Raw genomic sequence first — 25,612 nt, forward strand, 5'->3', positions numbered from 1 at the left:
TTTATTGTGTGTCAGAAAGATTACTTATAGCGGGAATAATGATAAATTAGATGATTTTCCGGAATACACGTACAAAGTAAGCATGAGCATAGAGGATCGTTATAAATTAAATAAGGAAATTACTTTAATTGACATAGCAAACGAATTAAACGTTTCTAAAAGTACGGTATCACGGGCGCTGCAGAACCATCACTCCATTGGTGCGGCTACTAAGAAAGCTGTACAGGAACTGGCCGAAAAATATAATTACCAGCCCAATGCCATTGCTGCCAGCTTATTTAAAAAATCAACCAAAACCATAGGGGTAATCGTCCCTATCTTATCGCATTACTTTTTTTCGACGGTAATAGCCGGGATTGAGGATGTGGCCTATAAAGCAGGTTATAAAGTGATCATTTGCCAATCGCACGAGTTATATGAAAGAGAGGTGATCGTATCCAAAACATTATTATCGGCCAAAGTAGATGGACTGATCGTGTCCGTTTCAAAAGAAACCGTCAACATGGATCATTTTCAGTCGTTTTTGAACAAGGATATTCCCCTGATTTTCTTCGATCGATTGCCCGCCGGTATTCAAAGCAACAGCGTATCGGTTGATGATTATGAGGGTGCTTTTAAAATAGTAGAGCACTTGATTGAGCAGGGTTGCAAAAGGATAGCTCACTTTACCGGGCCATTAAATATTGCACTGGCACAAAACCGATTACAGGGATACAAAGACGCTTTGAAAAAGCATCATATCCCCATAAATAACGAGTTGATCTATGAATGTGGTTTTGAAAGAACCCAGGGAATAGCCACGACGGAAAAAATGTTCACTGACCAGGTTTCCATCGATGCCATATTTGCGGTTTGTGATCCGGTGGCTATCGGTGTGATGCTTACCTTAAAGCAAAAGGGAATAAAAATACCTCGTGATATCGCGGTTGTTGGTTTTAACGACGATCCTACCGCTACAGTGATTGATCCTCCCCTAACAACTGTTGCACAACCAGCATTTGAAATTGGCGTGGCCGCAGCTGATATTTTCTTAAAACAGGCTACTGATCCTGGCAGCGGATATATAAAAGAAATATTAAAAACGAATTTGGCTATCAGGCAATCCAGTCTTTGGAAAGATAAAGACAACATTTAAACTCATGAAAAAAGCCCCGGTAAACCAGGGCTTTTTTATTTTATATCATGAAGACTTAAGCAATTTCCAGCTTATCCTCCTTGTAGTAACCTGATTTTAGTTTCTCGGCCATTTCGCTGTAGGCGTCGAGGGTACGCTGTACATCCTCTAAAGAATGGGCAGCGGTTGGTATGATACGCAGCACGATCAATCCTTTAGGGATCACCGGGTAAATTACGATAGAGCAGAAGATGCCATAGTTTTCGCGCAGGTCGCGGGTAAGGGCAGTAGCCTCATACAAGTCGCCCTTTAAAAACACCGGAGTAACCATAGTATTGCTGGCGCCCAGGTCAAAACCACGCTCTTTTAAACCCTTTTGGAGGGTTGAGGCAATGAGCCATAGCTTTTCGCGTAACTCGGGTTTTGATTTTAATAGTTCAAAGCGCTTTTTTAAGCCTATTACCATTGGCATTGGCAATGCCTTGGCAAAAGTTTGTGACCGCATATTATAACGCAAGAAATGAACTATCTGCTCATCGGCAGCTACAAAAGCGCCAATGCCAGCCATTGATTTGGCAAAAGTGGCGAAGTAAACATCAACACCATCAATACAGCCTTGTTCTTCGTGCGTACCGGCACCGGTTTTACCCATGGTTCCAAAACCATGCGCGTCATCAACCAATAAACGAAAATCGTATTTCTTTTTAAGTTCTATAATTTCTTTCAACTTGCCCTGAACGCCCGACATGCCAAAAACGCCTTCGGTGATCAGTAAGATACCGCCACCGGTTTGTTCGGCCAGGCGGGTAGCACGTTCCAGTTGTTTTTCGCAGCTTTCCACATCGTTATGCTGATAAACAAAACGTTTGCCCATATGCAGGCGCACACCGTCAATGATACAAGCGTGCGATTCGGCATCATAAACAATAACATCGTTCCTGTCAACCAGCGCATCTATAATGGATACCATACCCTGGTAACCATAGTTCAATAAAAAGGCAGCTTCTTTACCTACAAAAGATGCCAGGTTGTTTTCCAGCTCTTCGTGATGGATGGAATTACCAGACATCATACGCGCTCCCATAGGGTAAGCCATACCATAATCGGCAGCGGCTTTTGCGTCGGCTTCCCTTACTTCGGGGTGATTGGCCAAACCTAGGTAATTGTTCAGGCTCCAGATCAAATGTTCTTTGCCGTTAAATTGCATATGCGGGCCAATCTCTCCTTCCAGCTTAGGAAATGTAAAATAACTGTGCGACCATTTTTGGTGCTGACCGATGGGGCCGCCAGAGTTTTTTGTTATTTTATCAAATAGATCCAAAATAGTATGCTTTTGTAGATAGTATTTTAAAATACAAATATAGCTGTTTATTCGGCTCGCAGCAATAGCTATAACTTTTTAGAATAGGTTATAACTGAGTGGAAGGAGCAAGGATTATTGGAACAAGAATAAGGACAGGAATCGCATTTGTTTTAAACAAGAACAGGAAAGTTATCTGAAGATTTTTCTTGTGATAACTTTCCTGTCTTTATTGTTGTGGTTTTCAGTCCTTGCTCCTTTATCTCTTTATCCTTGCTCCTCAATCAGCATTATCATGCAGGAAAGAGTTATTCTTGCGGATCTCGGTATTACCCTCGTTATCCGGCATCAGGCTGAACCTGGAGATCTGGCTTTCGTCAGATTGCGGGGTTTCCTGCAGCGCTATTTCCTTGCGTTTGTAGGCTGGTACATTTTCCAGCTCCTGTATGTTACCGCTACGCAGTTTCATGCTCAGGTCCTTCAACCTCATGATACGCTCGCGCGATTTTTTCAGCTGCTCTTCGATGGATTCATTTGTTTTATGATCATCGGCACCTACTACAGGTTCCGGTTCTGGAGCGGGAACTGGTGGCTCGGGCATTCTTTCTTCTTTAACAGGCGCGTATGATTCCGGCTCACTCATTTTAAAGGTGAAGCCCGCGGTATCCGGTTCGTTATCTTCCTCCGCTTCCTCTTCATCCAGGTTATACCTCATCACCACTTCTTCTTTTTCTTCAGAACGACCCGCGGCAAACATATCAAACAAGCCTGTTTGTTTTGGCTCATCCTTTGGTTTAATATAAGGCTCGGCAGTAGCGGTGGCTTTATTAACCGGGTTGATAAATTCATTTACCGGTTTTACCAAAGGTTTAGCCTCAGGCTCCAGCATAGAAATGATCTTTTTGTTACTGTTCTCTTTTTCGCGCTCATCCTTGGTTTGGAAACCGGTAGCTATGATGGTAACCGATAGTTGGTCGCCCAGGTTATCGTCCACGCAATTACCCCATATCAGGTCGGCAGCTAAACCGGCTTCTTCCTGTATGTAATCGGTAATGATGCTCACCTCATCCATGGTTACTTCATGTATACCAGAGCTGATGTTGAGCAATATATATCGTGCGCCTTCAATCTCATTATCTTTTAACAACGGTGATGCCAACGCGCCTTCAACCGCTTTTAAAGCACGGTTCTCGCCTTCGGCAGAGCAGCTGCCCATGATGGATACACCGCTATCTTTCATTACGGTGCGTACATCCTTAAAATCAACGTTGATATAACCTGGTAAGGTTATGATCTCGGCTATGCCTTTAGCGGCAGTTGTTAATATATTATCGGCCTGTGCAAAAGCAGAGCTCATGGTTAAGTTGCCGAAGATCTGGCGTAACCTGTCGTTTGATATCACCAGGAACGAATCGACATATTTTTTCAGCTCTTCCAAACCGGCGTCGGCCTGCATTTTACGGCGTTTCCCTTCAAATGAAAACGGGGTGGTAATAATACCTACCGTTAATATATCCATTTCGCGGGCCGCTTTGGCAATGATAGGGCTTGCGCCTGTACCGGTACCACCGCCCATACCAGCTGTAATAAACAACATTTTGGTATTTACACCCAGCATCTGCTTAATATCGTCGATATTCTCAATAGCTGAGTTTTTGCCCACCTCGGGTATTGAACCGGCACCCATCCCTTCAGTAAGACTTGCGCCCAACTGTACCTTGTTAGGTATAGGACTTAACTCCAGCGCCTGGGCATCAGTGTTGCAAATTATAAAGTCAACACCGGTAATTCCCTGCCTGTACATATGGTTCACCGCGTTACCGCCGCCACCGCCAACACCAATTACTTTGATGATTGACGATTTTTCTTTTAACATCTCAAACTGCATAATCTTCGTTTTCAGCTATATGTGATTCAACCAATATTTAGATTTTACCATCGTAATAATAGTACTTTTTCCACAAAGGTTTTCCACAATTGTCAATAATGTGGAAAAGTTGCTTTATGTGTAAAACTTTGGTATCAAGTAGCTCGTATCAAGTATCAAGACAAACGATTTTCAAAGATCTTGATACTTGATACTAACTACTTGATACTATAAAACCTATTTCAAAAAATCCTCATCATTTATGTCATCCTTTATAAACGTGATGCTTTTTTTCAGCAACCTGTCAAACAAACCGCCTTCTTTTTTGGGCTCGTATTTTGGTTTTTCTGTTCTTGTATCTGTTGCAGGCGCCGCGGTCATGTACTCCGTTTTCTGGATACCTTTTATCAGCAAGCCAATGCCTGTTGCAAAGGTCGGGCTCTGCAGCTCCTCATAAATATTTTTTGGCAGCACTTCGTTTTTGGCCAGGTGCTCGGTAGGGTAACCCACACGACAATCCAGCCCGGTAACAAACTCCACCAGTTGACGTAAGTGCTTCAGCTGAGCGCCACCACCGGTTATTACAATACCGGCTATCAGTTTTTTCTCGTAACCTGATGATTTAATCTCGTAGTATACATGCTCTACAATTTCTTCCATGCGGGCCTGTATCACGTAGGCCAGGTTTTTTACAGAGATCTCTTTGGGCTCGCGGCCACGTAAACCGGGTACACAAACAATTTCGTTCTCTTTATTTTCATCAGCCAGGGCCGATCCAAACCTTACTTTTAACTGCTCGGCTATGTTACGCATTACCGAACAACCCTCGCGGATATCTTCGGTTACGCTGTTACCACCAAATGGGATCACCGCGGTATGACGGATAATACCTTCGTGGAATATGGCCACGTCGGTAGTACCACCACCAATATCTACCAGCACTACACCTGCTTCTTTTTCCTCTTCGCTCAATACCGATTCGGAAGAAGCTAATGGCTCCAGGATCAGATCCTGGCTATCCAGACTGGCCTTATTAACACATTTCACAATATTTTTAATAGCCGTTACCTGGCCGGATATGATGTGGAAGTTTGCTTCCAGGCGCACACCTGCCATGCCAATCGGGTCTTTAATACCAGGCTCGTTATCTACCGTAAACTCCTGCGGCAACACATGGATGATCTCCTCGCCCGGAGGCATCACCAGGTTGTACATATCTTCAATGAGTTTATCGATATCCTTACGGCCTATTTCTGATTGCAGGTCACGACGGGTTATCAATCCCCGGTGCTGCAGGCTTTTAATATGCTGACCTGCAATACCCACAAATACCACTTTGATATCTACATTGGATTGAGCCCCGGCCACATCAACCGCCTGGGAGATCCCCTGTACTGTTTTATCAATATTTGATACCATACCACGGGTAACACCCGCAGATTCGGCCTTGCCAATTCCTAATACCTCAATCTTCCCGTTCTTGCTCCTGCGCCCAACAATGGCGCATATTTTAGTCGTCCCGATATCCAATCCTACTACAATTGGCGAACTTTTGTCTTGAGTTGAGCTTTTGTCCATATTCCTAATTTATTTGAGATGTATCCTTTTCCATTTTTGCAGAATCGGGCTTCAGGCTTTTGGCCTTGCTTGCTTTGATCGAATCTGCTTTCATATTTTCATTTTTAATACCAACCACCTGGCCGGAGTATTTTATATTTATAGTGCTGTATTTATCCCAGCCCACCTTTGGCAGTACCTGTTTATAAAACGCTATCAGGTTTGCAAATTTCACCTGCAGCGAATCGGCATTACCGATCAATATTCTTTGGCTCCCTACACGCGGGATCAGTTCAATTTCATGGTCTTTATTTACATACAGCTGTGCTATCTGCGCGTCCCATAAGGAGTCCTTGCGGATATAATCGGCGGTCAGGAACAAGTCCTTGGCCAATTTGGTATGCAAGGAGTCCACATGGTTGGTAAATAGCTCGTCTATAAAACCATTGGCCACCAGCACCCTGGCGGTAAAGTTTGGCGACAACGGGATCTTTAAACCATGCTGATCAACATAAAAATCCATATCATAATGGTTCATGATACGCAGTATTGGCTGGCGCTGACTTACTTCGACACGTAACACACCATCCATCTCCGTATAAACCTTGGCAAATTCAATAAATGGATTCGCCCTGAGCTTATTTTCCAGGTCCTGTATATCTATTCCTTCCAGTTTGCGCCCTATTAGTGTATGACTGCTGGTTTGCAAGATCTGGTCTACCTCCTGCTTATCAATAAAATACTGACTGCCGGGGATATTCACTTTTACAACCGTGCAAATAACACCGGCCTTTTTTATTTCAATAAAACTCATGAGCGCGATGAGGCCACCCAGGCAAACCACCCAGGCAGATATGATCAACACACGTCTCCAAATGAGTTTTCTATTCATTGCTTAATATTTCTTTTAAAGCGTTTACCAAAGTATCAATATCGCCGGCGCCTACGGTCAGTAATAATTCTGGCTTTTCATGGGCTACAGCATCCAGCGCTTCCTGTTTGCTCAGTTTCCGTTTATTTTGCAGCTCCATCCTGTTCAGCAGCATTTCTGAATTAACGCCCTCAATAGGCAATTCACGTGCCGGATAAATATCCAGCATGATCAATTCGTCAACCATATCCAGCACCTCGGCAAAGCCTTCGGCAAAATCACGTGTGCGGGTATATAAATGGGGCTGAAAAATGGTGGTCAATTTTTTTTCAGGATACAGTTTTTTTACTGAGGATATGCATGCCCTTAATTCCTCAGGGTGATGCGCATAATCATCAATATAAATATGCTGTGGTGTTTTTACAATATATTCAAACCGGCGTTTAACACCCCTGAATGATCCAAGCGCGCTTTTTATAGCCTCTGTATCGACACCCAACCGCAAAACAGCCTCAATAGCCGCAACCGCGTTTTCCACATTATGCGTGCCGGCTATACCCATCCTGATGTTTGGAATAGTAACATCAGCATTGATAAAATCGAAATAAAAATCGCCGTTCTCGATACGTACGTTAGCCGCATGCGCATCAGCAGTAGCATCACTAAGCGCGTAGGTATAACCGGTATCCAAAGGCAATCCTTTTTTGTGCACCAGTGTGCCGCCGCTTTTGATCTGCGAGGCAAACAGCTGGAACGATTCGGTTAAATGAGCATGATCACCATAAATATCCAGGTGATCGGCATCCATTGAAGTAATGATGGCCACATCCGGAAACAGGGTAAGGAACGAACGATCGTACTCATCGGCCTCTACCACCATTACATTATTTTTACCATACAGCACATTGCTTTGGTAGTTGGATGATATACCACCCAAAAATGCCGAGCAATCGTTACCAGAATCTTTCAGGATATGCGCCACCATGGTTGATGTGGTAGTTTTACCGTGCGTGCCGGCTACCGCTATGGTAAAGGAGCTTTTACTGATCAAACCCAAAACCTGTGAGCGTTTGAACAACTCAAATCCTTTATTTTTAAAATAGTTTAATATAACCGAATCCTTAGGAACGGCCGGCGTATAAATAATCAAGGTATCATTGCTGAGTTGCTGAAAACTCATCGGGATCCAATCGGCCCGGTCATCAAAAATGATCCGTATACCTTCGTTGTGCAAATCGTTAGTCAGGTCCGTCGACGTTTTATCATAACCACAAACAACACACCCTAAATGATGGAAATAACGAGCCAGGCCGCTCATCCCGATGCCGCCTATACCTATAAGGTAAACTCTTTTGATGTTATGCAGTTCCATTGTTTTAATTTTAAAAAAGGCCCTCCTCTTTTTGGGGAGAAGGAGGACCATAATTTTAATTGTTGTTGTTTATTGTTATTTTTAATAATTCGTGTGCTATAACCTCATCAGCATCTGGCATAGCCATTTTGCCAATATTAGTACTAAGTTTCTTTTGTAAATTTCTGTCGTTTAATAATTCAATTGCTTTATCAACCAGCTTTTCTTCGGCATCCCTGTCGGCCAGAAAAACTGCCGCATCTTCCTCTACCAGTGCCAGCGCGTTTTTAGTCTGATGATCTTCGGCCACATTAGGCGAAGGCACCAGGATCACCGGCTTTTTAACCATGCACAATTCGGCAATGGTACCTGCGCCGGCGCGTGATATAATGATATCGGCAGCGGCATAAGCCAAATCCATACGGGTTAAAAACTCCCTGATCTTCACATCAGGGTGATGGTCTTCACCTAATTTTTCAATGATCTGTTTATAATAGAACTTGCCGGTTTGCCATATTACCTGCACATCGGCAGCAATCAATTTATCTAAACCAAGGGCTATGCTGTTATTTAGCGTACGTGCACCAAGGCTTCCACCGGTTATTAATACTGTTTTTTTAAATGCCGAAAGCTTAAACAGCTCCAGTGCTTGCATATGTTTACCGGCCACGTTCACCGAATCGCGACGGATGGGATTACCCGTTTTAATAATTTTTTCGGCAGGAAAAAACTTATCCATGCCATCAAAAGCCACACATATTTTCTGAGCGTTTTTACCCAGCCACTTATTGGTGATACCTGCATAGGAGTTTTGCTCCTGTATGAGGTAGGGTATATTTTTCAGCGAAGCAGCATACAATAACGGCCCCGAAGCATAGCCTCCAACACCAACCGCCGCGTCGGGTTTAAAATCCTTAATAATTTTAAGCGCCCGGCGCACACTGTTCATTAGTTTTATAGGGAACATCACGTTTTTCCAAAGTGATTTACGTTGTATCCCCTGAATATCCAGACCAATGATCTTATAACCGGCTGCCGGAACTTTTTCCATCTCCATGCGCCCGTTAGCGCCTACAAACAATATCTCGATAGCCGGATCAATATTTTTTAAAGCATTGGCAATAGCAATAGCCGGGAAGATATGTCCTCCTGTTCCGCCACCACTGATGATTATTCTTTTTGCCATTTTTTTAAACTCTAAAAACTAAATTCTAAATAGTAAATTCTAAATCCTAAACTCTAAAAACTAAATCCTAAAAACTAAATTCTAAACTCTAAAAACTAAATCCTAAAAACTAAATTCTAAACTCTAAAAACTAAATCCTAAAACCGTAACTCACTAATTCACTAAATCAATAATTCACTAATTAACCTTATGCCGTCCTGATCTCTCCTACCACTACTTTTTTGGGTTCCTCAATATCACGGCTAACGGATAATATGATACCAAACGCCACACTGGTAAATAATATCGATGTACCACCCATACTCACAAATGGTAAAGGCACCCCGGTTACAGGACCCAAACCTACAGCCACCGCCATATTTGCAAATGCCTGTATAGTTAAGCTAAAACTTAAGCCGCAGGCCAATAACGCTCCAAATGCCTTTGGAGCCTTCGTCACAATTTTTATGCATCTGTATAGTAAAAACAAGTAAATGCCTATTAAGGCAAACCCGCCTACAAGTCCATACTCCTCAATAATAATGGCGTATATTTCGTCGGAGTAGGACTCTGGCAGATAATTTCTTTCGGTGCTGTTACCCGGGCCTTTGCCAAATATTCCGCCGCTCGCGATAGCTATCTTGGCATGATCTGATTGGAACGACTTATCGGGCTTAGCCTGTTCGGGATGCAGGAACGTACTTACACGGGTAGCGTACATGTGCCTACGTGGCCCTAAGAACAAAACACCCATTAATAATATAAACCCTGCCGCACAAACCACCGCTATTTGTTTAATGCTGATACGACCGATGATCAACAGTAAAATACTTACCCCAAACAGCATCAACGCTGTTGAAAGGTTGGCCAGCGCTATAAGTATAAATACCAGGCAAACAGAACCCATAATAGGCAGGAAGGATTCTTTAACATCCTTAATATTTTCCTGCTTGCGCGATAGTGTACGCGCCAGGTAGGTGATCAAGGCCAGCTTAGCCAAATCGGATGTCTGGAAGCTGAGGCCTATCACCGGGATATTGATCCACCGACTGGCGTTATTGATGTGGCTACCAAACAGCAAAGTGTATAGTAACAAAGGTATGGTCACAATCATCATGATCTTGGAGATACCGGCATAGTAACGATAGTCGAGCTTATGCGAGATATACATCAGTGCAATACCCCCTATCACCATAGCCAGGTGTTTCATCAGGATCGACTCGACCCCAACGCCACGTTTATAAGCCAGCGTACCGGTTGAACTGTATACCGCCAACAGGGATATAACAGAAAGCAATATGACTATAAGCCATATCCAGCGGTCGCCTTTTGTATTACTGAGTATCCTGTGCATATGATTCATGTATGTGCAGATGTGCAGATTTCAAATGTGCAGATGTGCGGATGTGCATATTTGCAGATTTTAGATGTGCTGATCGCTGTTTATCTTTTGTTGTTATTTCTTTAAATTAATTAGTTGATGAAATTATCTTTCCTAAAACTTTAACTATTGACTGTATATCGCCAAGCATTCCCTCTTCAAATGGGTAACTGTCTGCTTGCTGACATAACCTTAACCAGTATCTTGTTTCTTCGGCTTCCTTATACGCTATCTTACACTTATGTTTAAAATCAACTTTGCTCTGCGCTCCTTGTGCCTCACAAACATTTGCTCCTATTGATGTACCGCTTCTAAAAAGCTGATTTGCCATATTAAACTTCTTTTCAGTTTCCAGCTTTTCTGTAAAGCTTATTATCTTCAAAGAAAACTTAAATGTCAGATCAACTATCAGATTAGGTTTTTCATCCATATTTATTTAATTCATTCAATTTTTTTCATCTGCACATCTAAAATCTGCACATCTGCACATCTACCTACAATTCCCTTACCGCGGCTTTAAATTGATTACCTCGATCTTCGTAATTTTTAAACAGATCAAAACTGGCGCATGCCGGTGATAACAATACGGTATCGCCTTTTTCGGCCAGGTGAAACGCCACCTGCGCGGCCTCCTGCGCCGAGCCTGTGTTCACGATCACTTCCACATCATCTTCAAAAGCATCATGGATACGTTTGTTATCCTTGCCTAAACACACAATAGCTTTTACCTTCTGCTTTACCAGTTGTTTCAACATGCTATAGTCATTGCCCTTGTCAACACCACCAAGGATCAACACTACATCAGTTGTCATGCTTTCCAATGCATACCAAGTTGAATTTACGTTGGTAGCTTTAGAGTCATTAATAAAGCTGATACCGGATATTTTACCAACCGACTCCAGTCTGTGCTCGATATTTTTAAAGCTGCCCATACTCTCCCTCATCGATTCATTGCGCAATTCGAGCACTTTTGCAACAATACCTGATGCCATGGAGTTGTAAATGTTGTGCTTACCCTGCAGGGCTAATTCTTTAATTGACATTTGAAAATGTTCTTGTTGTGTGTTGATGACAATATTGTCGTTTTCGAGATATGCTCCCGGTTTAATCGTAGTTTCAATTGAAAAGGGTAACTGCTGCGCTTCAAACGTACGCCCGGCCATTCCTTTAATGGTTTCCGGATCATCGGCGCAATAAATAAAATAATCGGCCGAGGTTTGATTTTGCGTAACACGGAATTTTGATGCCGCGTAGTTTTCCAGCTTGTAATCATACCTGTCTAAATGATCAGGCGTAATATTGAGCAAAACAGCAATGTCAACCTTAAACCTGTACATATCATCCAGCATAAAGCTGCTTAGCTCCAACACATAATATTCAAATTTCTCCGTAGCCACCTGGTAAGCAAAACTTTTACCAATATTGCCCGCCAAACCCACATTTAATCCCGCGTTTTTAAGGATGTGGTAAGTTAAGCTGGTGGTAGTAGTTTTCCCATTTGAGCCTGTGATGCCGATAATCTTTGCATCGCAATACCTGCCTGCAAATTCTATCTCTGAAATAACAGGGATGCCTTTTTCACGTAACTTTTTAACAATAGGCGCTTTCTCCGGTATCCCCGGACTTTTAATCACTTCAACTGCACCTAATATTTCTGCCTCGGTATGCTGGTTTTCTTCAAAGCGGATCTTCCAGTCCTGCAGCTGCTTTTTATAGTTATCGGCAATAGCCCCAAAATCCGAAACAAAAACATCATAACCCTGCTGCTGGGCAAGGTATGCCGCACCCACACCACTTTCGCCTGCGCCGAGCACAACAACTCCCCCCGCCCCCTGAAGGGGGTGCTTTTGATTGGCTATGTTTTTGTTATCGTTCATTTCTTGTCTTATTCTTCTCTTTCTTTACTTTATTTCTTCGATCTCTACTATTGTTCCCCCTTCAGGGGGTTAGGGGGTTATCTCAGCTTCAATGTTATAATGGTTATAATAGCCAGCAGGATCCCAATGATCCAGAAGCGGGTTACGATCTTGGCTTCATGGAACCCTTTTTTCTGGTAATGGTGATGCAACGGCGCCATTAAAAATATTCGTCTGCCTTCGCCCGATCTTTTCTTGGTGTATTTGAACCAGCCAACCTGCATAATAACCGATATATTCTCGATCAGGAATACACCGCACAGCACCGGGAGTAATAGTTCCTTGCGTATCACAATCGCAAAAACAGCTATGATGCCACCAATGGCCAAACTACCCGTATCGCCCATAAACACTTGCGCCGGATAGGAGTTGTACCATAAAAAGCCTACGCAAGCCCCCACAAAAGCACCGGCAAATATTACCAGCTCGCCTGAGTTGGGTAAAAACATAATGTTCAGGTAATCGGCCATAGCGATGTTACCCGAAACATAAGCCAGTATAGCCAGCGTAATACCTATAATAGCCGAGGTACCTGTTGCCAAGCCATCGATACCATCGGTAATATTTGCCCCGTTTGATATAAAAGTGATGATCAATATGACAAAGAACAGGAACACCACCAACCCGTATTGCTCATAACCGGGTCCCAGGAATTTCAATACTTTGGCATAGTCAAACTCGTTGTTCTTATAAAAAGGCATGGTGGTTTTTGTCGACCGAACATCCTGCGTATAAACCGGCACATCCCGTTTCATGTGGAACTCAACCGGGGCATCAACCTTTACGGGTAGCTTTACTTCCTGCCTGATCACAATGTCGGTATTGAAATACATTGTCCACCCGATAATGAGCGAAAGCCCTACCTGTCCGATGATCTTAAACCTGCCTGCCAGGCCCTCTTTATTTTTTCTGAAAACTTTAATATAATCATCCAGAAAACCAATAGCTCCCAGCCACACCGTGGTGATCAGCATCAGGACAATATATACGTTACCCAATTTGGCAAACAGTAACGTTGGGATCAGGATGCCTAATAAAATAATGATACCACCCATGGTAGGCGTACCCGATTTTTGCATTTGCCCTTCCAAACCCAGGTTCCGCACCGTTTCGCCCACTTGTTTAAAACGTAGATAATCAATCAGCCTGCGACCATAAACCGTGGTGATCAGCAACGATGTTATTACAGCCATAGCCGTACGGAAAGTGATATACTGAAATACCCCTGCCCCCGGAATACTGTAGTTTTTACTTAGATATGTAAATAAATAATATAACATCCTTTTTTCAATATGCAGATGTGCAGATTTCAAATGTGCAAATGATGTATTTGCAGATTTTAGATATGCATACTTGCGGTTTTATGGCTTGATTACTTTTACTTTGTTTATTATATTAATTGGTTGATGAAATTATCTTCCCTATTTTTTCATTATTTCAATCCATTCATTTTTTCATTCTCATCTGCACATTTGCACATCTGAAATCTGCACATCTATGACATTAATTTAAACTGCTCTTCCAACTCTTCCATGTCATCGAAGTGATTTTTCACTCCTTTTATTTCCTGGTATTTTTCGTGTCCTTTGCCAGCAACCAGTATAATATCACCTGGATTGGCCAGCATACATGCAGTTTTAATGGCTTCCCGCCGATCAACTATGCTCACCGTGTGTCTTTTGAAAGCCGGGTCGACCCCCTCGTCCATATCTTTGATGATCTGTCCAGGATCTTCCGACCGCGGATTATCAGCAGTCATTATTACTTTATCACTCCATTCGCTGGCTACCCGAGCCATGATAGGGCGTTTGGTTTTGTCCCTGTCGCCGCCACAACCAATTACGGTGATCACTTTTTCGTTACCCTTGCGGATATCATGAATAGTGCTTAACACATTTTGCACGGCATCAGGTGTGTGGGCATAATCAACAATACCTATCACCTTATTGGGTGCTACTATATATTCAAATCGACCTTCGGCGCCGGTCAGTTTGCTTAAACTTGTTAATACTTTGGCCTTGTCCTGATCAAGCAGCATGGCTGTGGCATAAACAGCCAGCAGGTTGTAAGCGTTAAACGTGCCTACCATTTTAAACCAAACCTCTTCGTTATCAATATGCAGTAGTAAGCCATCAAATTGATTTTCCAGGATACGGGCCTTATAATCGGCCATGGATTTTAATCCGTAACTTTTTTTGTGGGCCTGGGTGTTTTGCAGCATCACGTTCCCATTTTTATCATCACTGTTGGTCAACGCGAAGGCTGCTTTCGGCAAGCCATCAAAAAACGCTTTTTTAGCTTTCAGATAACTGTCGAACGTTTTATGATAATCTAAATGATCATGCGTAAGATTGGTGAATATCCCACCCGAAAACACCAGATTGGCAATACGGTGCTGCGCTATAGCGTGCGAACTTACTTCCATAAAACAATAATCACACCCCTGCTCTACCATCTCGGCCAGTAAGCTATTCAGCTCAATAGGATCTGGAGTGGTATGGGTTGATGGGATCACGGTATCATTGATCTGATTTTCGACAGTTGACAGTAATCCGCATTTATAGCCCAGATCGCGAAACAACTGGTATAACAAAGTAGCTACGGTAGTTTTGCCGTTGGTACCGGTTACTCCCACCAGTTTAAGCTGTTCAGACGGACGGCCATAAAAATTGGCTGCAACAATACTTAAAGCTTTGCCAGAATCGGCTACCATCAAAAAGTCAACCTCTGCAACAGTACGTGCGGGCAGATCTTCACAAATAACAGCTATGGCGCCGCTTTTAATAGCCTGATCAATATAGTCATGGCCATCAACCAGCGTGCCTTTTACAGCAACAAACAATGAACCGGGCTCAACTTTGCGCGAATCAAAGGTTACAGACGTAATTTCCACATCAGCGCTTCCCTGCAATTCAGTAAAAGCCAATCCTTCCAATATATCACTTAAATACCTCATTGTAATTCAATTGTTATTCGTGATCCTTTGGGTATGAGGCTGCCGCCGGTAACCGATTGTGTGGTTACCACGCCGCTGCCGCGTACCGTTACTTTATAACCCGCGTTACCCAATACATACAGGGCATCGCTCAGACCCATACCTGTTACAGCCGGCACAGTGCCATTTTTATATTTTACTTCCTCAAAAGGGATCCCATTACTGGTATCAACACCATTTGCATCGGCATTTGCCGAAGCATACAGTGGCTTTACACCCAATTTGGTATAAACCTTTTTTAATGCTTTTAAATTACCCTGTTTTACTTTTGGCATACTGGTATTACCTACCAAGTGCGTTGCCGGGCTTTGATTTATTTCCATATCATTGGCATAAACCCTATCGGCCACTTCCCTGAAAACCGGACCTGCCACCAGGGCTGCCAGGTAATTACCTTTTGTTGGGTTATTGATCACCACAATCATCGAATATTTAGGACGATCGGCCGGGAAATAACCGCAAAATGAAGCCTGGTATGTTTTATGGGCAGTATAACCTTTCCGGCCGTCGGCTATTTGCGCCGTACCGGTTTTACCAGCAACGCTGTAAAGCTTGTTTTTAATTACATTTTTACCCGTACCATTAAGTACTACACCCTCTAACATACCCTTCAATTTACCTATGGTAACATCTGAGCATACCTGCTCATTAATAACCCGTGCCTGGAATTGCTCAATAGGATTACCCAGGCGGCGTATTTCGCGTACAAAAATGGGCGCTATCAGCTTACCGTTATTAGGTACCGAGTTATAAAAAGCCAGCATCTGCAATGGCGTTAAATTCATTTCGTAACCATAAGCCATTTCGGGCAGGGTGTAATTTTTGTTCCAGCTGCGGTTTGACGGATTTTTGATCACCGGCTTACCTTCGCCAGGTATTTGCAGCTGTAGCTTTTCATTTAAGTGATAGCTGTACAGCTTATTGATATACTCCCATGGATTACCACTATAGTACCTGGTAACCAGCTTAGCTGCCGCTACGTTTGATGATTCTTCAAACGCCCGTTTAACACTCATTTCATAATTATCATGCTCGGTATCGGTAATGGTTGGCCCCTTCGGGAATTTATACTTACCGCCTTCAGCATTAACAATGGTACTGGTATCTATCTTATGCTGATCAAGCAAGGTCATGTATGATGCCAGTTTAAAGGTTGAACCCGGGTCAATAGCGTTACTGATAGCATAGTTCATCCGTTCTTCGTAATCACCATTTTTGGTACGGGTAAAGTTGGCTATAGCCCGCACCTCGCCTGTGGCTACTTCCATTAATACCACACAACCATGATCGGCCTCGCTTTTGATCAACTGTTTCATTAAAGCATCCTGCGCTACATCCTGAAAATTCACGTTGATAGTTGATATGATATCGGCGCCATCTTTAGCGGCTATCTCTTCATCATCATCAACAGGCATCCACGTTCCACCGGGAATGCGCTGCATTAACCTGCGGCCATTCTCGCCATTGATATAAGACGAATAGGCCCCCTCCAGGCCTACAGCATTTTTAACATTCTCATTTTTATATCCAATAGTACGAGCAGCCAGCGAGTGAAACGGTCGTATACGCTTGTTTTGCTGCAGCACAATCAAACAGTTTCTGGTCTTCCTTTTTTTGAAGATCGGGAACTCTTTGATCTTTTTCAGCTCCTGATAACTCACCCTTCGCCTTAGCAGCTGGTAACGCGAACCTTCCTTGCGAGCATCACGAAATATCCTGGAATATTCACGGGCAGGTCTGTCGTTATACATTTTTGACAGATTCACAGCCAGCTGATCAATATTATCATTAAACACACTGTCCTCGGCAATACCGCCGGCCAGCATATCCATATGCAGCTCATACTCCGGAACAGAGGTAGCTAAAAGACTACCATCTACAGAAAAAATATTACCACGGGCGGCCTCAACGGTTTGATATTGCGCCGAAAGACTGGCCGCCATATCTTTCCATTTTTTGCCCTGTACAAATTGCACGCGGCATAACTGCACTACTACAGCAAAAGCAAACAGCAATATCAGCCCGAAAGCGATATATACCCGCAACAGAATGTTGGTTCTAATTCCCATCCTGATCCTCCTCCTTTACTGTTATTTTTTGCGGTGGCTCCACAGACTGCCTTACCCCCAGGGTATCGGCACGTTTAGCTACTTCTGTTAATGTACTTTTAAAGGCCATATCGGCTTTGGCCGTTTTATAATCCCAGCTACGTTCTTTTACCTCTTTGCTGATATCATCAATGTCACGTATCGTTTTTTCGGCAAGGTGCATATTGCCAATGTACATCATGCCTAAAAAGGCTATATACATCACAAACGGCAGGGCACCGGTGGCTTTTTCTTTTGAGATAAAGCCTTTGGTAAAAAATTGGGTAAAAAAATTATCAGGAATTTCCCGTGCAGGTTTTTCCTCCACGATAATATCCTGTTCCAATTCCTCTTCCTGAATTTCTGTACGTAAACGATTAGTCATTTTTTTACAGCTATCCTTAATTTAGCGCTCCTTGCCCTGTTATTATTCTTTATTTCTTCGTCTGACGCGATTATAGCCCCGCGGCTTACCGCATCAAGCGGCTTATTGTTATTACCATAAAAGTCTTTCTCCACCTCTCCGCTGAATTTGCCTTTAGCGATGAAGTTTTTCACCAGCCTGTCTTCCAGTGAATGGTATGACATCACCACCAACCTGCCGCCAACAGCTAATACTTCTGCCGATTGAACCAAAAATTCCTTCAATGCTTCCAGTTCCTGGTTAACCTCAATCCGTAATGCCTGGAACACCTGTGCCAGGTATTTATTTTCCTTACCCCGGGGGATCCGGTTACTGATCGCATTTTTCAGATCGGCAATGGTTACTATCGGCGCATTTAAACGGGCTGTCGCGATGGTTTCGGCCAGCGACTTTGCGTTTTGTATTTCGCCGTAAATACCAAAAATGCGGTGCAGCTCGGCAACGGTGTAATTATTAACTACATCCTTAGCAGTGAGCTCACCCAATTGATTCATGCGCATATCCAGCTCAGCATCAAACCTGATCGAGAAACCCCGTTCAGCCTGATCAAACTGATAGGACGAAACACCCAGATCGGCCAGTATCCCGTCAACCGGGATAGCGCCATGCAAACGGCAAAAGTTTTTTAGATAGCGAAAGTTTTGATCAACAAACACAAAACGCTTATCATCAATTAAATTCTGCTGTGCATCGGCATCCTGATCAAAAGCCAGCAAAGTACCTTCGGGCCCCAGGTGCTTTAATATTTCACGCGAGTGACCGCCACCACCAAAAGTAACATCCACATAAGTGCCGTCCTTTTTAATGGCAAGCCCCTCAATACATTCATTGAGCATAACCGGTACATGGTACTCACTCATCACCCCTCCTTGCTTTATTACCCATAACCCTTTGCGCCAGCGCGCTAAAGTTTTGCGGCTCATTGGAGAACGCGGCTTTATGCGCCCCGGCATCCCAAACCTCAATTTTATTTAACTGACAGGCCAGTACCACATCATTTTTTATACCTGCATAATCCAGCAAAAACTTTGGCAACAACACCCTGCCGGCAGCATCAAGGGCAAGCTCTGTAGCGCCACGGGTGAAATATCTGATAAACTCTATGTTATCTTCCTCGTATTCGTTAAGTTTGCTCAGTTCATCAAGCCGTTTGTCCCACTCTGTTTTAGTATAAATAACCAGGTAATTTTTGAATCCGCGATTGATCACCAGGCCTTCAGTTTCAGCTTCAGGAAGCTTTTTTTTGAGGCCAGCAGGTATCATCATCCTTGATTTAGGATCCAGCTTACATTCAAATTCACCGGTTAAATAGGACATTTTGAGACTATGGCATGATTCAATGAGTAAAAGTAAGGTACTTTTACCACTTTCTACCACTTTCTACCACCAAAAAGTTTTCAACATTTTTGGAGGGTATTTCGCTATACCTATAAAAACAAAAAAATCCGGCAGGCGCCGGATTCTAAAAATTAGTTGTTTTTATTGCGAATCTCTACAACATCTGGGCATTCAAAATCATCATTGAATATTCATTCTTACACGGCAAAAAAATATTTTAAATCAACCACGCTATATATAGAAGGTAATTGATAGTATACTGTTTCATTGCCCTCACTTGGCATGGAAACAAAAAAAGTGGGTGTAAATTCTATTCCTGTGGTATCGCACCAGTTTTTCATGGCCTCTACCTTAGCATTTTGCTGTTTCAATTCTCCATTCATCGGGTATTTAGCGGCAAACACCTCATAGTCTTTCTTTTCGGCCAGGTACCAGTCATCCAAAGCTCGTTTTACAATAGATTCTTCATTTTTTTCAGCGATAGCTAACAAATGTTTTACAGGCGGAGCCTTCATATCCTCGTCGCTATTTGTGGCTGTAAATAAGATCTGTATCCGTACATCCGGATTATTCTCCAGCAGGTCTTCCATGGGCTGATGTGCTTTAGCACAAGGGCCGCAATAAGGGTTACAAACTTTAATCAGTTTATAAGCACCGTTAGGGTTACCCAAAGTTATCCCAAGATCACCAGGGACATTAGTCAGCATCTTTTGCTTTTGAAGTAATGCTTCAAATATTTCCTGGTTATGTTTTAGCTTTTGTAATTCGTTACTGGTTCGTTTACTCTCTTTAGCTTTTTGAAAAGCCGGTATTAACAAAGTGACAACTATAAATGGAATAACAAGCGCAGTTACTGTTGAGATGATCAATCCAGGTTCAATGGCACTAAGCGATAACAAAGTATGCCAGCCACCTGTAAGTGTAGCTGCCAGTTGCAAAACCAATAACCCTTGCACACATAAGCATAACACACACCATTGTTTGGCTATACGCCATTGATAATAAATGGAGAATACTACATAAGGTACAGCTATTACATTTAACCAGGATGCTACAAACAAAACAGCCGGATTGGTGACGCCCGAAAACAGCAACAACAATAATATGCCCATGAAATAACTAAAACCTATTGCGCTCCAGCTGATGCCTGCAATTTTTGCAGCTTTAGATTGTAATATAGCTCCACAGTTTACCTTTTTACCTGCACTGCAAATCTGCTGTAATACGGGATTATGCTGATCAAGTTCATACCAAAGTAATAATGCCCCCGTAATAGCTCCCGCAAGGGTTAATAGAGAAAAAGCAAAGGGAAGCAAGGCCGTTGTTCCTGATTGCACTAAGGCCATTAACCCGGCAATAATTGCTATAACTGGGATGCAAAACGCACTCAGATATTGGATGATATTTTTTCTGTTTTCTTCTTTTATCTTTTTGTTGTAATCCTTCTCACCCGCATCATCTTTGGCCTCGGCCAATAATGCCACTCCCGACCACCTCTTTAAGAAATCTTCTTTAGCAAGTGAGGTCCATTGATTTTTTTCCTGTTCAAAGAAGTGGATGGTATTTTTGCTTACCTCTCTTACAACAGTAAAAAATTCGGCTCCTCCCTTCACTCCTTTTACCTGGGTAATAAAGGGACAGGGGAGCTCTTCTAATTTCTGAGGGTCAACCCTTATCCCCATATTTTCAACACCATGATTGTTTAACACATCACTTATGCTCAACAGGCTCGGATAATCCGGATGTTCTTCTATTTCCCGGGTTAGTGTTGTTGCGGTGACTTTAACATGCAACAGGTCGAGCAAGCGTTTTGCAGCTTCCGGACCATTGGTTTTAGATTCAAAAATAGAAAGCATAATAAGCGTATGTTAATGGTTTTAGGCTTGATTAGTTAATAAACATTTATATATCCAACTGCTTAGAATAAGAAATTATGTAAATCTTATTTCATTTATGTTAATTATTAAAAAGAGCGCCTCTATAACAGAGAAATATCAATTTTTTATAATTTCAACCCAATAGCCATCTCCGTGCTTTACTTTAAAACAAGCATTTCCCAGCTTACATTTCATCAAACAATTGGTCTGAAAACATATATGGAAAGTTCATTAAAAAAAATATAATAAAAAAGATATCTTACTATTTATTCTTAAATAATATGATACAATAACTAAACCTAAAATATTGGTCAAATACCAGAGTTTGCTTATTTAATAATGCAGGGTTCAACCTGTCTGGGAAACAGGCGCGCTTATATTTAGCAACAGACGCAGAATGCTGCTGCTCATCCAAAGAGTATTCTTTTATAAAGGAATTACTAATCGTTCGCTATTGTAAAAATCAGATCAGGCAAATAAATGCATAGCCGATTAAGCCGTGACCAGGGTCTTTGCGCGGGGTTTCTTTTTTCTGGTACGGTTTAGCCACATCATTACGCCGGTTACCGGGAATATGAGCGATAATGCACAAACAACGAAACTGATTATTTGAGTTGGCAAACCATACACTGCCCCGGTATGCACCGGTTTCACAAATGCTCTAACACGCTGTCCCAAACTTTTTGAAGCGAATGTAAGAGAGCCAGCCAGGCGGCCGCTGTATTGATCGACATAATAAATATCTGACACTGTTTCGACCAGTTCATTTGGCCAAACGGTAACGGAGTATGTGCCGGAAGAATCACGGGGCAGACGAACACTGTAATAATCGGCAGTGGCTATTGTTTTACCCATACCTGTTAAAACCGCATCGGCAGATAAGGCGACGGCATCGGCTTTATATACAGACAGGGGCTGTTTAGGCAGCTCCTTACCCACTACTTTTGAACCGGTTAACGCGAACAAGGTGGCATTAGCCCATTTAAAGGTCATAACCAGGCCGGTTAGCACCACCACAATTAAAAACACAGAGGTATAAAATCCGGTAACTATATGCAGGTCATGTGTTAATCTTTTGGCACTGCCATCCCATTTAATTTTGAGGCGATGCTTCATGATCTTCTTTGTTTTAGGCCACCACAACACTACCCCGGTAATTAATATAAACAGGAAAAAAAGCGTAGATAAAGATACTATCCAATCACCAACGCTATTTTTAGCACCCAACAAATACCGGTGAAACATCTCGACCTTATACATAAAGGTTTGGCGACGGTTATATTGCCCAATCACCTGCCCGGTGTAGGGATTTACAAAAAGCGTGAGATTAGATCGCTCATCTGCCTTTGGTTTCTTAGGATCATGGCTCTCTGCTTTTTTCCCTTTGTCGGTTTCCGGCACAGGCGCCCCATCGTTTCTTTTGTTCTTCTTTTCCGGCACTATTACCGCTATTTCTATAGCGCGCTCCGGGTTATTATAAACCATAACCGATGAAAGCTTCGCCTTAGGCACTTGTTTTAAAGCTCCTGGTATCAGATACGTCAAAGCCATCCTTGTTCCTGCTGGTTTTACATAATAACGCTGCGGATTAAGCGTATGCTGTATCTCCTTTTCAAAAACCAGCATAGTACCGGTAAAGCACGAGCAAAAAATGATAATACCAGCCGCCAGGCTCAGGTAAAGATGTATTGTGCGAAAAAAAACCTTCATAGCTGCTGTATCTGCAAAAACCGGTATGCAAAAGCATAGCCGGTTTTTGTGTTTTTATTGTGGTTTAAAAATTTTAAAACTTATAAGCCAATGTGGTTAAAAACTGTCGCGGTGGTATAGGATTTATGCTATAGTTTTCATGTACATTGTAATTAAGCACATTACCTATGTTTGATATTTTACCAATGATGGATAATTTTTTATACGTGTATCCAACTGAGGCATCAACCGTAGTAAATCCGGAAACATTGACCAGTCTTGATCTGGGTTGTGTTGAGGTTGGTGTTTGTCCAACTGTATTGGCATTACCGGCAGTTCGATCGCCCAGGTAATAAACAGAAGCACCCACTTTAAAGCCTTTCAGATCGCCATTATAAAAAGTATAGAATAAGCTGGTATTTGCGGTATGCTTAGGTACATTCACCAGTGGTTGACCGGCTATATTGCTGCCTACCGCTGTTGGTGTTTTGGTATACCTGGCATTGGTGTAGCTATAACCTGCTAATATATCAAGCCCCTTTATCGGATGGCCCGCAATATCCAGTTCAACCCCATCACTTTTGGTTTGCCCTGTTAATGTTTTGATATTGGTATTGGTATTAGGTGTAACGCCATCAGCCTGAAAAACTGCCGTTTGCGCCAGGTTATTATTCAGTATCCGGTAAGCCGTTACATTTACCGATAGGTTACCGTTCAGGAAATCGTTTTTAACACCGAATTCATATTGATCAAGCAGCGAAGGATCAAGCGGGTTGTTGTTAACATCTGTACCGGTATTTACAACAAACGAATTGGAATAGCTGGCAAATAAAGCAGTATTGGTTAATGGCTTATAAACTATGCCAACCCTTGGCGAAAATGCTTTATCTTCTTTACCGGCTGCAGGTTGTGCTAAAGCTGGGCTTGTGTTATAATAAGTGCTAACCGTTGTAGGTGATATATATTGATATGACCAACGTAAACCTGCCAATACCTTTACTTTTTCTGACAAGCTGATCAAATCATTAAAATAAGCGCCAAAACGGTTTGTAAGGGTTAAAACATTATAAAAAGGGTTCATGGTTGGCTTATCTGTACGCTGGGTGTATTTGGAAGGATCAAGAATGTTGATCTTATCATAAACCGCGTTTTGAAGTACATTATTCTGATCGAGATAACTTGATACCTTATTTACACTGGCCACATAGGTATAGTTGGTATTTCTGTACCAGTCGGCGTCAACCCCTACTAAAATATTATGTTTGATAGCGCCTGTATTGAACTGGCCTGTTATATTAAACTGGGCAGTATAATAATCTTCCAGTGTTTTAGCACGATTTAAGGTACGCGCCCAGTCGCCGGTAAGCGTATCTGGCAGTACACGTTCTGTGGTTTGATACTGACGATCAAAATGTTGGTAAGAGAATCCACCGCTCAGCTGCCATAAACTATTGATCTGGTGATTAATAGTGGCCGTGGCTGTTGTTTGTTTGGTGTTGCCGGTTGACCACAAAGCCCCCAGATAACGGTTACGCGGCACTTTGGCTATTACATTATTAATTTGCCCGGTTCCGAAATCAGGTGTAAAATCATAATTCAGGTAATCGCCTTCAACAATGATGTTGGTTTTATCGCTGATCTTATACAGAAACGAAGGGTTGATGTATTCCCGTTCTGATTTTACGTTATCGCGAAAGCTCTTTGCATTTTCATAGGTTCCGTTTACACGATATGCCAATTTAGATGATATTGGGCCATAAACATCAAACGCTGGCTTATACAGGTCATAGCTGCCATAGGTCATAGATACCTGGCCTCCCTGTTCAAACTTTGGTTTTTTGGTAACCAGATTTAAGATACCACCCGGCGCAACGTTGCCATAAAGTAAAGCAGCGCTTCCTTTTAGAACCTCTACCCGTTCAAGTGAGCTGATCTCGGGCATTACACCTGAATTGATACGAAAGCCGTTTTTAAACATGTTGGTGCTTGAAAAATTGTATCCACGCGCTCCAAAGGTTTCCTGAGTATTGCCACGGGCGCTGTATAAATAAACACCATTGATGTTTTTTGTAACGTCGCTTAACCGTAATGATTGTTGCTGATCGAGCACATCGCGCCCTATAACAGTAACACTTTGCGGCAGGTCCATAGGTGATACATTCATTTTACCCACGCTCAGCTTTTTACTGTTGATGGTTTTTGTTGAAGACACCACAACCTCATCAAGCTGCGCCGAACTTTCACTCAGTATAAAATTAACAGTAGTAGTTTGTCTGGCAACCACCTCTACTGTTTTCTCTTCACTTTTAGCGCCTACATATGAGGTTATTAATAAGTAAGTACCCGGTTTTATATTGGTAAAAACAAATGAGCCATCCCCAATTGTCATAACGCTTTTGTTTAAACCTTTAATAGCCACATTAACAAATGCTGCCGGTAAACCATCGCTTGTTTTTACAAATCCGGATATTTTTCCGTTAATGCCCTCATCGTCAGCTTTTGCTGTTAAAACAGTTACCAATAAAACTAATAGAAGAATAGAAACTTTTTGCAGGGTATTGTGTAAGTGTCTTGCCATTTAATTTAGATTAAGTCTAATTAAGCGCAAAAATAACAACGCAATCCTAATTTGCAAACATTATTTAGAATTAGTTTAAATTAATAAGAAGATGATCGTCGC

At 42.4% G+C, this 25,612-nt stretch carries 19 protein-coding genes; 1 reads left to right on the forward strand and 18 read right to left on the reverse strand.

The genetic code is table 11. The annotated features are described in order from the left end of the window. Positions 1 to 82 precede the first annotated feature (82 nt). The gene (locus AB6735_RS00485) at positions 83 to 1,135 is read left to right on the forward strand and encodes a LacI family DNA-binding transcriptional regulator (RefSeq protein ID WP_370993843.1); all 1,053 of its coding nucleotides are present in this window, start codon (positions 83 to 85) and stop codon (positions 1,133 to 1,135) included. Between the two features lie 55 nt (positions 1,136 to 1,190). Here AB6735_RS00485 and AB6735_RS00490 read toward each other — a convergent pair whose 3' ends face one another. The 18 genes from AB6735_RS00490 to AB6735_RS00575 form a co-directional block, all read right to left on the reverse strand. Then, positions 1,191 to 2,435 carry an aminotransferase class I/II-fold pyridoxal phosphate-dependent enzyme gene (locus AB6735_RS00490; RefSeq protein WP_370993844.1) on the reverse strand — a complete coding sequence of 415 codons (1,245 nt, stop codon included), beginning with the start codon at positions 2,433 to 2,435 and terminating at the stop codon, positions 1,191 to 1,193. Between the two features lie 259 nt (positions 2,436 to 2,694). After that, positions 2,695 to 4,302, reverse strand: a complete 1,608-nt coding sequence (ftsZ, locus tag AB6735_RS00495) for a cell division protein FtsZ (RefSeq protein WP_370993845.1) — start codon at positions 4,300 to 4,302, stop codon at positions 2,695 to 2,697. A 216-nt stretch (positions 4,303 to 4,518) separates the two neighbouring features. Further along, positions 4,519 to 5,859, reverse strand: coding sequence for a cell division protein FtsA (gene ftsA, locus AB6735_RS00500; RefSeq protein WP_090473201.1), 1,341 nt, complete (start codon positions 5,857 to 5,859; stop codon positions 4,519 to 4,521). A 4-nt stretch (positions 5,860 to 5,863) separates the two neighbouring features. Further along, complete coding sequence (locus AB6735_RS00505; protein WP_370993846.1) at positions 5,864 to 6,730, reverse strand: cell division protein FtsQ/DivIB; 867 nt, start codon at positions 6,728 to 6,730, stop codon at positions 5,864 to 5,866. After that, positions 6,723 to 8,081 (reverse strand): UDP-N-acetylmuramate--L-alanine ligase, encoded by a 1,359-nt coding sequence (gene murC / locus AB6735_RS00510; protein WP_370993847.1) that lies wholly within the window; start codon positions 8,079 to 8,081, stop codon positions 6,723 to 6,725. The genes AB6735_RS00505 and murC overlap by 8 nt, the downstream gene beginning before the upstream one ends. 55 nt (positions 8,082 to 8,136) lie before the next feature. After that, on the reverse strand, positions 8,137 to 9,246 hold the full coding sequence (murG, locus tag AB6735_RS00515; RefSeq protein ID WP_370993848.1) for an undecaprenyldiphospho-muramoylpentapeptide beta-N-acetylglucosaminyltransferase: 1,110 nt from the start codon (positions 9,244 to 9,246) through the stop codon (positions 8,137 to 8,139). Between the two features lie 187 nt (positions 9,247 to 9,433). Then, positions 9,434 to 10,579, reverse strand: coding sequence for an FtsW/RodA/SpoVE family cell cycle protein (locus AB6735_RS00520; protein ID WP_370993849.1), 1,146 nt, complete (start codon positions 10,577 to 10,579; stop codon positions 9,434 to 9,436). A gap of 115 nt (positions 10,580 to 10,694) precedes the next feature. Further along, a complete protein-coding gene (locus AB6735_RS00525) occupies positions 10,695 to 11,036 on the reverse strand; it encodes a four helix bundle protein (protein ID WP_370993850.1) in 342 nt (113 codons plus the stop codon). Between the two features lie 64 nt (positions 11,037 to 11,100). Further along, complete coding sequence (gene murD, locus AB6735_RS00530; protein WP_370993851.1) at positions 11,101 to 12,483, reverse strand: UDP-N-acetylmuramoyl-L-alanine--D-glutamate ligase; 1,383 nt, start codon at positions 12,481 to 12,483, stop codon at positions 11,101 to 11,103. 77 nt (positions 12,484 to 12,560) lie between these two features. Beyond that, entirely contained in the window at positions 12,561 to 13,802 is a 1,242-nt protein-coding gene (gene mraY / locus AB6735_RS00535) for a phospho-N-acetylmuramoyl-pentapeptide-transferase (protein WP_370993852.1), read from the reverse strand. Between the two features lie 215 nt (positions 13,803 to 14,017). Beyond that, the gene (locus AB6735_RS00540; RefSeq protein ID WP_370993853.1) at positions 14,018 to 15,478 is read right to left on the reverse strand and encodes a UDP-N-acetylmuramoyl-L-alanyl-D-glutamate--2,6-diaminopimelate ligase; all 1,461 of its coding nucleotides are present in this window, start codon (positions 15,476 to 15,478) and stop codon (positions 14,018 to 14,020) included. Further along, positions 15,475 to 17,586, reverse strand: coding sequence for a penicillin-binding protein (locus tag AB6735_RS00545; RefSeq protein ID WP_370993854.1), 2,112 nt, complete (start codon positions 17,584 to 17,586; stop codon positions 15,475 to 15,477). Before AB6735_RS00545 ends, AB6735_RS00540 begins: the two co-directional genes overlap by 4 nt. Continuing rightward, entirely contained in the window at positions 17,576 to 17,989 is a 414-nt protein-coding gene (locus AB6735_RS00550) for an FtsL-like putative cell division protein (RefSeq protein ID WP_370993855.1), read from the reverse strand. The genes AB6735_RS00545 and AB6735_RS00550 overlap by 11 nt, the downstream gene beginning before the upstream one ends. Then, entirely contained in the window at positions 17,986 to 18,888 is a 903-nt protein-coding gene (rsmH, locus tag AB6735_RS00555; RefSeq protein ID WP_370993856.1) for a 16S rRNA (cytosine(1402)-N(4))-methyltransferase RsmH, read from the reverse strand. The genes AB6735_RS00550 and rsmH overlap by 4 nt, the downstream gene beginning before the upstream one ends. Then, on the reverse strand, positions 18,881 to 19,345 hold the full coding sequence (locus AB6735_RS00560; RefSeq protein ID WP_370993857.1) for a division/cell wall cluster transcriptional repressor MraZ: 465 nt from the start codon (positions 19,343 to 19,345) through the stop codon (positions 18,881 to 18,883). The genes rsmH and AB6735_RS00560 overlap by 8 nt, the downstream gene beginning before the upstream one ends. A 218-nt stretch (positions 19,346 to 19,563) precedes the next feature. After that, positions 19,564 to 21,222, reverse strand: a complete 1,659-nt coding sequence (locus AB6735_RS00565) for a vitamin K epoxide reductase family protein (RefSeq protein ID WP_370993858.1) — start codon at positions 21,220 to 21,222, stop codon at positions 19,564 to 19,566. A 513-nt stretch (positions 21,223 to 21,735) separates the two neighbouring features. Continuing rightward, complete coding sequence (locus tag AB6735_RS00570) at positions 21,736 to 22,953, reverse strand: PepSY-associated TM helix domain-containing protein (RefSeq protein ID WP_370993860.1); 1,218 nt, start codon at positions 22,951 to 22,953, stop codon at positions 21,736 to 21,738. A gap of 73 nt (positions 22,954 to 23,026) precedes the next feature. Beyond that, positions 23,027 to 25,510, reverse strand: a complete 2,484-nt coding sequence (locus tag AB6735_RS00575; RefSeq protein ID WP_370993861.1) for a TonB-dependent siderophore receptor — start codon at positions 25,508 to 25,510, stop codon at positions 23,027 to 23,029. Positions 25,511 to 25,612 lie beyond the last annotated feature (102 nt).

This window comes from Mucilaginibacter sp. RCC_168 (assembly GCF_041355315.1).
Taxonomy (GTDB): domain Bacteria; phylum Bacteroidota; class Bacteroidia; order Sphingobacteriales; family Sphingobacteriaceae; genus Mucilaginibacter.

Coding starts and splice junctions, on each gene's coding strand:
- AB6735_RS00485 (WP_370993843.1), top strand. CDS start 83: ATGAGCATAGAGGATCGTTATAAATTAAATAAGGAAATTACTTTAATT.
- ftsZ (WP_370993845.1), bottom strand. CDS start 4,302: ATGCAGTTTGAGATGTTAAAAGAAAAATCGTCAATCATCAAAGTAATT.
- ftsA (WP_090473201.1), bottom strand. CDS start 5,859: ATGGACAAAAGCTCAACTCAAGACAAAAGTTCGCCAATTGTAGTAGGA.
- AB6735_RS00505 (WP_370993846.1), bottom strand. CDS start 6,730: ATGAATAGAAAACTCATTTGGAGACGTGTGTTGATCATATCTGCCTGG.
- murC (WP_370993847.1), bottom strand. CDS start 8,081: ATGGAACTGCATAACATCAAAAGAGTTTACCTTATAGGTATAGGCGGC.
- murG (WP_370993848.1), bottom strand. CDS start 9,246: ATGGCAAAAAGAATAATCATCAGTGGTGGCGGAACAGGAGGACATATC.
- AB6735_RS00520 (WP_370993849.1), bottom strand. CDS start 10,579: ATGCACAGGATACTCAGTAATACAAAAGGCGACCGCTGGATATGGCTT.
- AB6735_RS00525 (WP_370993850.1), bottom strand. CDS start 11,036: ATGGATGAAAAACCTAATCTGATAGTTGATCTGACATTTAAGTTTTCT.
- murD (WP_370993851.1), bottom strand. CDS start 12,483: ATGAACGATAACAAAAACATAGCCAATCAAAAGCACCCCCTTCAGGGG.
- mraY (WP_370993852.1), bottom strand. CDS start 13,802: ATGTTATATTATTTATTTACATATCTAAGTAAAAACTACAGTATTCCG.
- AB6735_RS00540 (WP_370993853.1), bottom strand. CDS start 15,478: ATGAGGTATTTAAGTGATATATTGGAAGGATTGGCTTTTACTGAATTG.
- AB6735_RS00545 (WP_370993854.1), bottom strand. CDS start 17,586: ATGGGAATTAGAACCAACATTCTGTTGCGGGTATATATCGCTTTCGGG.
- AB6735_RS00550 (WP_370993855.1), bottom strand. CDS start 17,989: ATGACTAATCGTTTACGTACAGAAATTCAGGAAGAGGAATTGGAACAG.
- rsmH (WP_370993856.1), bottom strand. CDS start 18,888: ATGAGTGAGTACCATGTACCGGTTATGCTCAATGAATGTATTGAGGGG.
- AB6735_RS00560 (WP_370993857.1), bottom strand. CDS start 19,345: ATGTCCTATTTAACCGGTGAATTTGAATGTAAGCTGGATCCTAAATCA.
- AB6735_RS00565 (WP_370993858.1), bottom strand. CDS start 21,222: ATGCTTTCTATTTTTGAATCTAAAACCAATGGTCCGGAAGCTGCAAAA.
- AB6735_RS00570 (WP_370993860.1), bottom strand. CDS start 22,953: ATGAAGGTTTTTTTTCGCACAATACATCTTTACCTGAGCCTGGCGGCT.
- AB6735_RS00575 (WP_370993861.1), bottom strand. CDS start 25,510: ATGGCAAGACACTTACACAATACCCTGCAAAAAGTTTCTATTCTTCTA.